10 protein-coding genes and 1 pseudogene are annotated in these 12,830 nt (G+C 59.5%); 9 read left to right on the top strand and 2 right to left on the bottom strand.

Translation table 11 applies throughout. The annotated features are described in order from the left end of the window. Nucleotides 1–17 precede the first annotated feature (17 nt). The 3 genes from ACFPQ5_RS02835 to ACFPQ5_RS02845 all read left to right on the top strand — a co-directional run bounded on the left by ACFPQ5_RS02835 (nt 18) and on the right by ACFPQ5_RS02845 (nt 3,642). Nucleotides 18–1,895: a copper resistance system multicopper oxidase gene (locus ACFPQ5_RS02835; RefSeq protein WP_379751708.1), complete on the top strand. Its 1,878-nt coding sequence runs from the start codon at nt 18–20 to the stop codon at nt 1,893–1,895. Beyond that, nucleotides 1,892–3,175, top strand: coding sequence for a copper resistance protein B (locus ACFPQ5_RS02840; protein ID WP_379751710.1), 1,284 nt, complete (start codon nt 1,892–1,894; stop codon nt 3,173–3,175). Before ACFPQ5_RS02835 ends, ACFPQ5_RS02840 begins: the two co-directional genes overlap by 4 nt. A 122-nt stretch (nt 3,176–3,297) precedes the next feature. Then, entirely contained in the window at nt 3,298–3,642 is a 345-nt protein-coding gene (locus ACFPQ5_RS02845) for a four-helix bundle copper-binding protein (RefSeq protein WP_379751712.1), read from the top strand. Nucleotides 3,643–3,756: 114 nt separating this feature from the next. Here the strand turns inward: ACFPQ5_RS02845 and ACFPQ5_RS02850 are convergent, their stop codons facing one another. Beyond that, nucleotides 3,757–4,938 carry a hypothetical protein gene (locus tag ACFPQ5_RS02850; RefSeq protein WP_379751714.1) on the bottom strand — a complete coding sequence of 394 codons (1,182 nt, stop codon included), beginning with the start codon at nt 4,936–4,938 and terminating at the stop codon, nt 3,757–3,759. Nucleotides 4,939–5,168: 230 nt separating this feature from the next. Between ACFPQ5_RS02850 and ACFPQ5_RS02855 the strand changes: the two genes are divergently transcribed. The 6 genes from ACFPQ5_RS02855 (at nt 5,169) to ACFPQ5_RS02880 (ending at nt 10,487) form a co-directional block, all read left to right on the top strand. Next, a complete protein-coding gene (locus ACFPQ5_RS02855; protein WP_379751715.1) occupies nt 5,169–5,840 on the top strand; it encodes a heavy metal response regulator transcription factor in 672 nt (223 codons plus the stop codon). Next, nucleotides 5,837–7,243, top strand: a complete 1,407-nt coding sequence (locus ACFPQ5_RS02860) for a heavy metal sensor histidine kinase (RefSeq protein WP_379751717.1) — start codon at nt 5,837–5,839, stop codon at nt 7,241–7,243. Before ACFPQ5_RS02855 ends, ACFPQ5_RS02860 begins: the two co-directional genes overlap by 4 nt. Before the next feature lie 368 nt (nt 7,244–7,611). Then, complete coding sequence (locus ACFPQ5_RS02865) at nt 7,612–7,980, top strand: copper resistance CopC family protein (protein ID WP_379751719.1); 369 nt, start codon at nt 7,612–7,614, stop codon at nt 7,978–7,980. After that, on the top strand, nt 7,981–8,871 hold the full coding sequence (locus ACFPQ5_RS02870; RefSeq protein ID WP_379751721.1) for a CopD family protein: 891 nt from the start codon (nt 7,981–7,983) through the stop codon (nt 8,869–8,871). A 356-nt stretch (nt 8,872–9,227) separates the two neighbouring features. Continuing rightward, nucleotides 9,228–9,569 carry a CzcE family metal-binding protein gene (locus ACFPQ5_RS02875; protein WP_379751723.1) on the top strand — a complete coding sequence of 114 codons (342 nt, stop codon included), beginning with the start codon at nt 9,228–9,230 and terminating at the stop codon, nt 9,567–9,569. Between the two features lie 234 nt (nt 9,570–9,803). Continuing rightward, on the top strand, nt 9,804–10,487 hold the full coding sequence (locus ACFPQ5_RS02880; protein WP_379751725.1) for a c-type cytochrome: 684 nt from the start codon (nt 9,804–9,806) through the stop codon (nt 10,485–10,487). A gap of 61 nt (nt 10,488–10,548) precedes the next feature. On the opposite strand, the pseudogene ACFPQ5_RS02885 reads toward ACFPQ5_RS02880, so the two are convergent. Further along, nucleotides 10,549–11,839, bottom strand: a pseudogene (locus ACFPQ5_RS02885) (type II restriction endonuclease). Between the last annotated feature and the right edge of the window lie 991 nt (nt 11,840–12,830).

Raw genomic sequence — 12,830 nt, forward strand, 5'->3', positions numbered from 1 at the left:
TCGAAGAGGGAGGATTCATGCAACGCGATGATAGTGCAGGAAGCGGCGTCAATACCTGGCGCCGCCGCATACTGCAAGGAGTGGGAGCTGCCGCCGGCGTGGCCGGGCTCAGTCCGGCGCGGCTGTTTGCCGCCGAGACCGATCCTGGGGCCCTGAGGGGGACCGAATTCGATCTCCAGATCGGAGCGACGCCCGTTAATTTTTCGGGAGCTCAGCGGATTGCAACCGCTGTCAATGGCCGAGTACCGGCGCCGACCTTGTACTGGCGCGAAGGCGACACGGTCACCCTCAGGGTGACCAACCGCCTGCCCGACACGAGCTCGATCCACTGGCACGGCATCTTGCTGCCGGCAGAGATGGATGGGGTTCCTGGAATAAGCTTTTCGGGCATCCGTCCGGGGGAGACCTTCGTGTATCGTTTCGAGGTCAAACAGAGCGGGACTTACTGGTACCACAGCCACTCGGGCTTCCAGGAACAGACCGGGCTCTACGGCCCGATTGTCATCACGCCCAAGGGGGGCGAGCGGGTACCGACGGATCGCGACTACGTCGTCATGCTGTCCGACTGGACCGATTCAGACCCCGAGCGGGTGTTCGCGAATTTGAAAAAGATGAGTGACTTCTTCGCCAACAACCAGCCGACGTTTGGGGAGTTCTTCAGCGATATCCGGTCGATGGGACTAGGCCCGGCCGTGGACAAGCGCAAGATGTGGAACAGCATGCGCATGATGCCGACCGACTTCAGCGATGTAACGGCGAGCCGCAACGTCAGCGGAGGCTTGCATTTCCTGATCAACGGGATGCCGGCGGCGAAGAACTGGACAGGGCTGTTCCGGCCAGGGGAAAAAGTGCGTCTGCGGTTTATTAACGGCGCGGCGACGACGATATTCGATGTTCGGATTCCGGGCCTGAAGATGACGGTGGTTTCAGCCGACGGCCAGGATGTTGAACCGGTTCCCGTCGATGAGTTCCGCATTTCCGTTGCTGAAACCTACGATGTGATCGTCGAACCCCAGGAAGACAAGGCTTATACGATCTTTGCGCAGTCGATTGGTCGTTCCGGCTTTGTCCGCGCAACCCTGGCCCCCCGGGCCGGCATGCAGGCGCCGGTACCGGAAGTCGATCCGGCCGGATGGCTGACGATGACGGACATGATGGGCGCCATGTCGATGGCCGGGATGCCTGGGATGGCCGGCATGAAGGGCATGGACCAGGGGAAGTCTCAAGGAGCGGGCAGCATGCAGGGCATCGACCATAGCAAGATGGAAGGGATGAACATGCAGGGCATGGACCATAGCAAGATGGGGGACATGCAGTCGGGTTCGAAGCAGGAAATGCCGATGGGCGGTGGCACGCAGAATTCCGGGCAAGCGCCAAAGGTCACGCATGCCAGGACGGAGTATGGTCCCGGCGTCGACATGCATGTCGACATGCCCCGTACCAATCTTGACGATCCGGGCATTAACCTTCGAGACAATGGGCGCCGTGTCCTCACCTATGCGGACCTGCGTACGATCGGCGGCCCGATCGACCCGCGCGAACCGACACGCGAGATCGAGCTTCACCTGACCGGCAATATGAACCGGTTCATGTGGTCGTTCGACGGGCAGAAGTTCTCCGAAGCGACGCCAATTCATTTCCGCGCGGGAGAACGCCTGCGCATCGTCCTCGTGAACGACACGATGATGACCCACCCCATCCACCTTCATGGGATGTGGAGCGAGCTGGAGTCGCCTGACGGACAGTTCCAGGTTCGCAAGCACACGATCAATGTCCAGCCGGCGCAACGCGTCACCTATCGGGTGACCGCCGACGCCCCAGGCCATTGGGCTTATCACTGCCACTTGCTGTACCACATGGAGGCGGGAATGTTCAGGGAGGTGGTCGTATCATGAATAAGCAAATAATGACAAGGGGAGGGCTTCCGCTGCTGCTTTGCGCGCTCATTGCCAACCAATGCGCGCAGGCGCAGACTACCGCGTCTCGGACCGCAAATCCGCCAGGCAACTCGCAGGACGGGCCTGCCCAGGACATGACCGGAATGGATCATTCGCAGATGGACCATTCGAAGATGAGCCAGGCCAAGCCGCGGCAGTCCAATGCCAGGAAGCCTGCGGCAGGGCAGCCGGTGAAGGACCAGTCGAGCATGGATCACTCCGGAATGGACCATTCGCAGATGACGATGCCGGTCCCTGCGCCGGCGGTGCCAGCGCCGATGTCGCAGCAGCAGCCGATGCAGGGCATGGACCATTCGCAGATGGACCACTCGATGCCGCGGCAGCTCGATTCAACCAAGCCCGCCGGCGAACAGCCAGCAAAGGATCAGTCGGGCATGGATTACTCGCAAATGACGATGCCCCCGTCGGCGCAGGCATCGTCCGGGGCCAAGCCACAGCAAGCGATGACGCATGGCACGGGGGAAGCGATGGGCTCGATGCAGATGGGGCCGATGCAGGGAGGTAAAGCACCTGCCGACGCACGCGACCCGAACGCCTACGGCGAAGGAACGCGTCACGCCAAGCTGCCTGGCAACGCGATGATGGACGACATGCCCTTCGGACGCGTACTTATCGACAGCGCCGAACTGTCGCGCGGCGACGGCGAGCACGGCCAGAATCTCGACGCCGAAGCCTGGTACGGCGGGGACTACAACAAAGTGTGGTTGAAGGCCCAGGGCGAGCGTACGGGCGGCCGGCTCGAGTCCTTGCGCACCGAGGCCCTTTGGGATCGCGCCTTTGCCCCCTTCTGGAGTACCCAGCTCGGCGTGCGCCACGATACGGGCGGGGGCGGGTCCCGCAACTGGCTTGCTGCCGGCGTGCGCGGTCTGGCGCCGTACTGGTTCGACGTGGAGGCAACTGCCTACGCGCGTCCCGGAGGCGAATTTGCTGCCCGGTTCGATGCCCGTTACGAAGTGCTGTTCACGCAACGGCTTATCCTCGAGCCTCAGCTCGAGGGCAATCTGTACAGCCGCGCCGATCGAGGTCGCGGAACGGGGACTGGCCTGTCTAACATTGAGTTCGGGCTGCGCCTGCGTTACGAGATCAGGCGCCAGTTCGCGCCCTACGCCGGCGTTACATGGAACCGCAGGCTAGGCAGCACCGCCGACCTGGCAAGAGCGCGCGGCGAGGACGCCACAACCTTCCGTGCCGTCGCCGGATTACGCCTTTGGTATTGAAAGACTGAAGGGAACGAGCGCGGCAGGGCCAGCGGGCGCGTCTGGAGACACGCCTGCGGCGAAGCCGCCGATGGACCTGAGAGGGAGTTGTTACTTTAATCATTCCAACAAAGGAGTACATCATGCATAACCAGAAATTCGAATCGTGTATCGCCGCTTGTAACGACTGTGCCGATGCCTGCGACATGTGCGCGTCGGCCTGCCTGCAGGAGGACGACGTCAAGATGATGGCGCGCTGCATTGCGCTGGACATCGACTGTGCGCAGATCTGTCGCGTCGCTGCCGGGGTGATGGCCCGCGGAGGCGAGGCCGCAAACGCGATTTGCCAGGCTTGCGCCGCGATCTGCGACATGTGCGCGGACGAGTGCGCCAAGCACTCAATGCAGCACTGCCAGGATTGCGCCGCTGCTTGCCGCCGCTGCGCCGAGGAGTGCCGCCGGATGGGTTCGATGGGCGCCAGCGCCTGATTCAAAGGACTATGAAAAAGACAACAGGACCGCGCGGCACTCTCCGCTAGGGTACAGCGCGGCTCTGTGTCGGTTAGCAGGGTGGCAATGGAGGGCGCTCCACGCAGTCGATTTTCACAAACGCTCTCTACTGGTAACCGAAGCCCCCAGCGCTTTGGAGGGGGACCGTCGGGCAGCAACCCTGACTCGCCCCGCAGGGCGCCCGCGTAGCCGCTGCGAGATAAAAAATGCGAGGCGACTGAACGCGAACCCATACACGTAGATCGCGATCACCAGGCAGACGAATGCGGCGAAAGCCAACGGCGAGGGGGAGCCGGCGATCGGCAAGCCCAAGCCAAGGTTGGCGGCGGCGGCAATGAACATCATGAAGGGGAAATGCGTCGCGAAAATTGCGACGTGTGCACCGGGAAAGTGCCGGGCCAGCCGCCAAGTAAGGCTCGCCTGGCCTGAGCGCTGCCGGCCGCACGCCCTCGACGCCATCAGGAGTGCCCCACAACCTAGTCCCATCTGCACATCCAGCAACAGCCGGAACACTGGCACGTAGTGCTCGGGCATTTGGGCCAGTCCGGCGCCACCGAATCGCGAAATATGCAGGGTGCCGACAAATACCAGGCAGGCCGTGGCACGCGAAGGTCGCGGCCAATCACTCGCTTTTGCGAGTACCAGCCCAAGCAGCCATAGCATCGGGTATCCCGCGAACTCCGGTTCGAGGGCGATGGCAGCCACGACCATGGAAGTGGCCGCCAGCGTGGCAAGCCGGCGGCGGCTGGGAAGGACGTAAGCTGCCAGCGACAGGTATGCCCAACATTCGAACGCGAGAATAAAGAGCGTGGCATTGCTCCCAAGTCCAGGTGCAAGAAAGCGCTGCAACATCAGGAAATTGGCGGTAAAGGCGCCCAGATCGAAGGCGGGGGAGAATTCGTGAAAATGCGCGTAGGCTCCAGACGCGCCCAAAGCTCGACTCCCGAACATATCGAACACTGCTCCGATCGCCAGCGCGGGCGCCAATAAAGCATAGAACCAGAGCATCCGGGCCTTAAAATGGCCGGAAGCATTACGGTCTGCATGCCATCTTCGATACGATGTCCCCCCTAGCAGCACTCCGCTCACCAGCATGTATAGCGCGTAGCCTTCATGCCCGTAGCTCGTCAGGAAATAGTACAGCGTTAAAAGCGGTGTCGTTTCATTTAGTTGAGAAAAATTGGCGAACAGAATGAATCGAACATGGGATAGAACAACCATGCAGACAGCCAGCCAACGCAAGCGAACTAACACGAGTAGGAAGGTCGGGTTCATACGTCGAGTGATCCGTTTTTTCAGAGGTTGGCTGCACAGTACCGGGCGAGAAGCCGTGCCGGTTATACTTCAAGCAAACGGCCGGTGCATTCCGATGCCCCCAGGCGCGAAAGCTCGAAATGTAATGATTCTGTCATCCAGATGTAATGTTGGGGTCATTCCGCCGCCATGTTTCTCTTACGCGTCGCCCCTAGAATAGGTCTGCCCCAAAGTAGTGTTACGGAATCAACATGCGTCTATTAGTTGTCGAGGATGAGCCCAAAGCGGGTGACTATATCCAGAAGGGATTGAGCGAATCCGGTTTCGTTGTCGACCTGGTCCGGAGCGGAACAGAAGGGCTCGCTGCGGCCACCGCCATGCATTACGATCTGATTGTGCTGGACGTCATGCTCCCTGGACTCGACGGGTGGCAGGTCATTAGTGCGCTGAGGAAGAGCCTTGATACGCCGGTCTTGTTCCTGACCGCACGGGACGCGCTCGCTGATCGTATCAAGGGGCTCGAGCTGGGAGCGGATGACTATCTCGTCAAACCCTTCGCTTTTGCGGAGCTACTCATCCGGATCAAGACGCTGCTGCGGCGTGGCCCCATCCGTGAACTGGAAGTCCTCCAGATTGCCGACCTCGAGATCGATGTACCGAAACATCGCGTCACCCGGATGGGAAACCGAATCGATCTCACCGCAAAGGAGTTCGCCCTGCTCCACGTGCTGGCCCAGCGCGCGGGACAAGTGTTGTCGCGATCGGCCATCGCTTCTCAAGTTTGGGACATGAACTTCGACAGCGAAACCAACGTCGTCGACGTCGCGATCCGACGGCTTCGCGCGAAGATCGATGACCCGTACACCGCGAAACTCATCCATACGGTGCGCAGCATGGGCTATGTACTGGAAGACCGGGGGTGAGCGCCTGGAAGCGTTCCCTTACGATGCAGCTCGGGGCGCTGTTCGCTGCGATTGCTGTCGTGGTATTCGCGGCCGTGGGTATTTACTTGTACCAAGCGCTAGCGCGCCAGCTGCAAGAGCGCGACGATGCCGACCTGATTGACAGGATTTCACTGATACGCCACCTGCTCGACGAGACTGCGACAGTGACTGACGTGAGCAAGCATCCCCACCAGTTCCTGGACGCCGTCGACATCCACGGTGGCTACCTTCTTGCGATCGAAACGACCGATGGACGGCCTCTGCTGCGCAATGTCGGTCGGAGGAACTTTACCATCCCTGCTAATGCCGTCGCTACAGCACGTGCGCCGGCTGCAAATGATGTTATTGGCGAAAACGAGGTCGGAGGCGGAGGGCTGAGGATATTGGCGGCACTGGGCGAGGCTGCCGACGGAAGTGTCGTGCGCATCGTTTTGGCGAGGACGCCGTACGACCGTTCCGCGCTGCTTGCAGCATATCGGCTGAAGGTGATGGCCGCGGCGATCGGAGGAGCGATTCTCACCGCGTTGATGGGTTTTCTGCTGGTAAAGCGCGGCCTGCGGCAGGTACGGCAACTGGCTGACCAGGCCAGGAAGGTGACGGCGCATAACCTCGCCGTGAGGCTCGACGCGGCGACCGCGCCAAATGAGCTACTCGTGCTGGCTGATGCCTTTAACGCCGTTCTGGACCGTCTCCAAAAGAGCTTCGAACATCTGTCGCAGTTTTCTGCCGATCTGGCACACGACATGCGCACGCCGCTCAACAATCTGATGGTGCAAACGCAGGTTGCACTGTCCCAGCCCCGAACAAACGAGGAGTACCAGAACCTCCTGTCATCGAATCATGAAGAGTTCGAGCGTCTGGCGCGCATGGTGGAGAGCATGCTCTTCCTGGCGCGGGCGGACCACGAAGAAATATTGCTGAGCACGGAACAGCTCGATGCGAACAAGGCGCTCGAGCAGATCGCGGAGTATTTCGAGGCCCCTGCAGCGGAAGCGGGGATCGGTATCAAAGTCCGGGCGAGCGGCACCGTCCTTGCAGACCTGCATCTGCTGCGGCGCGCGGTGAACAATCTTGTCGCTAATGCGGTTCGGTACACGCCCAACGGCGGCACAATCTGGCTCGAAGCCTCCGCAGCGGATGGCGGGATGCGCATAACGGTCATTAATCCGGGCGTCGGCATCAGCGCCGCAGATCTGCCGCGGCTGTTCGACCGCTTTTACCGGGCTGACAGATCGCGCTCCAGTGCCGCCAGGTCGGCAGGCCTGGGACTGGCGATCGTTCGGTCCATCATGACGCTCCACCGGGGCCGGGTCCGTGCAAGCAGCGAGCTAGGTTCGACGCGTTTCGAACTATTTTTCCCTGATCGCCGAACGGATACTTGAATTGGCCGGCACACGCTCATGCGTCGATCCGATCGCTCAATCTCGATCCTGCCATACGTCGCGGATATCGGATCGCGTATGGATTCTTGCCGGCCTGATCGTAACTTGTTATAGACGAGCACCAGACCCTGGCATGCCGGCCACTACCGATGCCGGCGCCAATAGCGCCGGACTTTGACCACTCGCTTATTCCATGCAGATGGCCTCGTTGTAATGCGAATGTAATTTTCGGGTCATTTGCCCGTATGAATGGCTCCCTATAATAGCCTCATGAAATATATGTGCCCGCAGCAAGGCATGTAGCGAAGGAGCGCTGGGGCGCCACATCGGCACCTCAACCGGTACACAACCAGTGAAGGAGTAACAAGATGAAAGCATTCCAATCGATCGTGATCGCATCGGCATTCGCGGCGTCAGTATTTGCGAGCCCGTTTGCGTCCGCCCATGCCAGCCTGAAGGCATCGGATCCTCTGGCAGGCAGCACTGTCGCGAGCGCACCGAAACAGATCTCGCTGACCTTCAACGAGAAAATCGAGCAGGCATTCAGCACTGTCCGCCTCAACGACAGTACGGGCAAAGCCGTGACTGCCGCCAAGGCCACCGTGGACGTCGATAGTCCGGCCGTCCTGCGTCTTGAGACCCCGACGCTGGCTGCCGGCGCTTACACCGTCAAGTGGGCAGTAGCGGGCCACGATGGGCATCGTCGCACCGGCGAGTTCTCGTTCACGGTGAAGTAATTGGATCGCGTTGCGCTGCTGCAGGTGACCTCAGCCTGGTTGGTCGACTTCGGCTTTGCCTGGCTGGTCGGGTCCTGGTTTGGGCGCCGCTGGTTGCAAGCGGCGAACGTACCCGCGGCGAGCTATCAGGAGGCCATGCGCCAGCTCGACCTAGCGGCAGCCGGACTGGTAATAGCATCGAGCGCGGCTGCATTCTGGGCTGCTACCGCAGTCATGGGCGGGTTCCAGCTGTCTGAAGCAGGTCCGATGCTCTGGACAATGCTTGCCACGACCTCGCTCGGGCACGCCGGGGCTGTTGGCCTGGCGGCGATCGCGCTACTGCTTCTGTCTCGGCTCATCCATCGTCCCGGTCGCAATGCGGATGGAGCAGTCTTGTTGCTGCTTGCCGTGTTCACTGTTACCCGAGCCTCGATGGGCCATGCGGGCGAGCAGGGGTTCGTGAGCCTGCCGCTTGCGGCTGAAAGCATCCATCTCTTCGCCATCGCGCTTTGGGTCGGCATGGTGATGGTGTCGGGCTGGTTTGTCCTCGACCGTGGAGAGGTCGACAGGTCAAAGATATCTGCCTATCTCGATGCGATGTCCAACGCGGCCATGGTCGCGGTGACGGCCATCGTCGCTACGGGTCTATACAGTGCCTGGCACCGTGTCGGGACTGCCGAGCACTTGGTCGGCACCGACTACGGCATCACGCTGCTGGTGAAAGTAATATTGGTAGTGTTGGCTATCGCGCTGGGCGGCTATAACAAACTCTTTGGCCTGCCGGCCGCCGCCAACTCGGCTGAGGGCCAGCGCACCGTACGCTTCGTGTTGCGTCTGGAAGCCGTGGCGGTCCTCGGCGCGCTGGCCGCCGCCGCGTTCCTCGTCTCGCAGCAGCCTCCAAGCGCGATGTGATTGTTGGGGGGCGACAGGCGCTTGACCTGCCGATTAGGCTCCGAATCACTTCAGTTGCAATAGTCGCCGACCACGTTAGCAATCATGCGACGTGGCCGTTTTTCTACCGAATCAATCTGAGGCGCACGGCTGCGGGTACTGAACCGGCCTGGCGCTCTTTTCTGTGTCCGTCGGCACAGAGGGGCGTTACCTCGCGCTCTGTGCCACCAGATTTAGAAAATGAATAACGGGATTGGCTTAGACCGGTCGTGACGTAATTTGAATGTAATGTACGAGTAATTGAGCCGTTCACTTTGCTACCTATAATTATGTCGTGGGCACGCTGTATTTAATTAGGAAATGCTAAGGAACCAAAAATGTTTTACTCTACAAAACGAAGCGTAGCTTTTTTCTCCGCTCTAACGCTTGCACAGGCAGTTTTTGCACATGATGGCCCGCATGACGACATCCGCAAAATCGGAATGAGTTCGCCTGTTTCCGCTGCAACACGCACGGTCACGATTGCCCCGCAGACAAGGTATATAAATGTGAACCAGGGGGATATCGTCAAGTTCGAAGTGGAAGGAAAAGTCTTCGCATGGCAGTTCGACACCGAACGTCCCCAAGGTTGGCTTGACCTCGCGCTGTTCGCTCCGAAAGGGATTAATACATACGCAGTACAAGTATTTGTCGGGCAGAATCCGCTTTATCAGAACTGATACACATAAGGTCGCGCGCCCCGACACCACGCACACGGTCGTGCACCGGGCGGTTGGACCGGTAGCGACCGAAACAGAGCCCGCAAAGAGCGGGCGGGGGCATCGAAGGCGACGCGTGGCCGCGGCGTGCAGTCTATGACACCGCGCCGTACTTGGGGGGGCGCACGTTCCTGTTCAGACTTCTACCCGGAGAGTGCTCCTGGATGGTGCAGCAAACTGAAAACGGAAGAGCGTATGAAACCAATCACCAAACACGTCCTGGCGACGACAGCGATCCTGCTTGCAGGCGGCACCCTGGCCTTTGGCCTGTTCGCGCATTTGGGCGTATATGACTTCGGCGCCGATGCGCAACACTCCGCACCAGTCTATTCAATGCTCGACTATATGCGCGGACGCTCCATCGAGGTACGCGCGCAAAACATCAAGGTACCTGTCTTCAAGGACCCTGGCCGGACAGTCAAGGGCGCGGGAAACTATAACGCCATGTGTGTGCAATGCCATCTGGCCCCGGGTATGGCGGAGACCGAGCTGAGCAGGGGCCTATATCCGGCGCCCCCCAATCTTTCGAAAACCCGCTTTGAACCAGGACAGGCGTTTTGGGCGATCAAACATGGGATAAAAACATCGGGCATGCCGGCTTGGGGCAAAAGCATGAACGACGAAGAAATCTGGAATATGGTCGGGTTCCTGCAGCAACTACCGAGCCTCGATGCCCAGGGGTACCGCGCTATGGTTGCCAAGAGCTCCGGGCATTCCCATGCCGGTGCAGGCGCCGGCCATGACGAAGGCGAGTCGGGCCAAGACGCGCACGACGGAATGGGACATGCCGAAGGTGAGGGCGAACATCCACGCGGCATGCGAAACATGGACCATGCGACGTCGCCCAAGCCAGCGCCCGAAGCTGAGCACGCACACTGAGTCAGGCCCGGAGGTACGGGACGTGTGCGTGAACAAGCCAGACTGACTGCAACGGATCGACTCAGCTCGTCAGCGGGGTCGAAATTGCCAAGACGCCTTTCGCACCGTGGCCGAAACGCGCTATCGCGTCGCGATGCTTGGCCAGCTCGCCATAACTGATGTAGCGCACGTCGAGTTCGCTCACCCGGGAAAAGGCCGGACGAGCGAACTGGTTGCGGACATCCTGCTCGCGTGCATCCGGGGCAACCAGGAAGAAGGTCGATCCGTCGTGTTCCGGAACCCCGAGGGCGAGATCGAGCATCCGGACGATGCCGGAGTAAATGCTTGTGCTGTGCTCGACTTCAAAGGCCATTGCGATCTTTCGGCTTCCCGGGTCCAACCAGAGAACGTCAATGAGTGCGATCGTGTCGCATGCCGGGCTCGAGCGAATGAACTGCGGAAGCTCAGTGAGGCAATGGTCGCCCAGCCTGCCACCGGCGTATTCCCGCCCCTTGTCGTTATTCGCAATCCAGACCCGGTACCCAAGAGACAAGCCAAGATCTCGCAGCCATCCTTGGACTTGGGTATGACTTTGGTCGTTTTCCGACGCGGCCTGCCTTGCCTTTGCCGCAGCGGTACTTTCCTGGTGCACCTTTGCCAGGTCTGCTTTCCAGTCTACCGAGAGAGAGCTGCCGGCTTCGAGCGCGTAGCGCCCCGTCCCGATATCGAACAGCAAGCCTGCGACTGCGCCTAGGTCGTTGGAGAGCCGCTTGCGATGGGTTTCGTTAAATTCGATCACGCGGCGGCGCATTGCCAGGTATTCGCTCCAACGACCGAGTTTCACATTCGCACCAAACAATGCGTTGAAACCCTTGACGATCGCGGTATTGTTGGGAGGGACAATGGTGGGGTGCAGGAAGTACAGAAGGTTGGCGCATGCAGGACCCAGCCCTTTGATCTGCACACTGTCCAGAAGTTGGACAGCCTTGACGACGTCGTCTTCACGCTCGCAGCACAAACAGGTGTCGAGAAATCGCCCGAACGCGAGCTGATTGTTTCGGCTCTCGTAAATGTCAGGGATCCGCAGTTTCGGTTTCCACAGGAATGCGTGATCGGCGCCCTTGAATATCTGGCGCTGTTCAGCAATCGAGTGGACGACAGTTTCGAGCGATGGACCCTCGATAGGCAACGCCGAAGGTGTTCTCGCGTATTTCCTTTACAACGGCCTGGAGGCCCCGTCGAATTGATCGGAAGTTCTTCAGGCGTTCGTCCCACATGAACCAGCTCTGGTAGGAACCGCCATTGTCTGCCCGCCATTGCTCGATTAACCGCTGCTGTTGGTGTACGGTTGGGGCACCTGTGTCGAGACTCAAAAATGACTCCGGTCGTTCAGTAAATAAAATACATTGTAACGCCGAGCAATGGGGAATAGGGCCGTTGGGGCCTGGGCGATATGGCGTACCGCGCGATTGCCAGAAAAATGACATTCACCATCTGCGCGGAAGCTGCGCAGACTGCATGCCGTCGGAGCTTTGCTCTCTTGAACGTCCACTTTTAAGCTAAGGCTGTGCCGTCTCGGCAGCTCATTTGCGTTTCTTCCTACGCCCCGAAGTCGTCCGGATTTCGCGCGGTGCTGGTTGCAAAGACCTAGCTGCTTTCAATATCTTGCGTCTCGTACGTCTTGCATGAACTCCGTATATAACGAAACCAGTGACAACGACGGCCAGAATGCCGGTTGCCATTGCAAGCAACTCCATAACAGAATCCGGAACGATAACCTCTTCCACTGTTTGCCTCAGATATGTTGTAGCGCGAATAGCTATTTTCGCACGCGCAAATCGATTCCGATATCCAGCGCTTTGGTTGACACCTACAGTCGCCGCGGTAGCAGCAAGTGTCGCTGTGCCGGAATAAGTGCCCGCCAGGCGTTCGACCTAAGGGCCCCGCACGTCTCTGATTCCTGACAGCGTCCAGTGCTCGACGGGTCGTGCGCAGCTGCTTCAAGGCATGAGCGGCAGTCGCAGGTCGCATCCAAAGACCCTCTGCCCGCGCTGCGGCACAGGTCACTCATTAGTTGAGAGGTACCTTAACCTGGTGTCCGGTCGATATGTTCGGGTCAGCGCTACGACAGTGGAGGGCGCAACTGGCCTGCCGCGCCTGCTGAACGCCCATCCCAGCAACCGCACGATTTTCCCACATAAGGAACGGACTTTTCGCGATAGGCAAAATTTTATGTTGTCGTTACACGGATAAATTAATTTATGATGCTAAAAATCCATTTTCGGTCTACATTAACCCTTACTGAATATGTCTATACAACTTGAGTCGTGGTCTCTTGGTGTATCGAAACTGGCGTCCTGGCCG

Source organism: Massilia suwonensis (assembly GCF_042655665.1).
Classification (GTDB): Bacteria; Pseudomonadota; Gammaproteobacteria; order Burkholderiales; family Burkholderiaceae_D; genus Telluria; species Telluria suwonensis.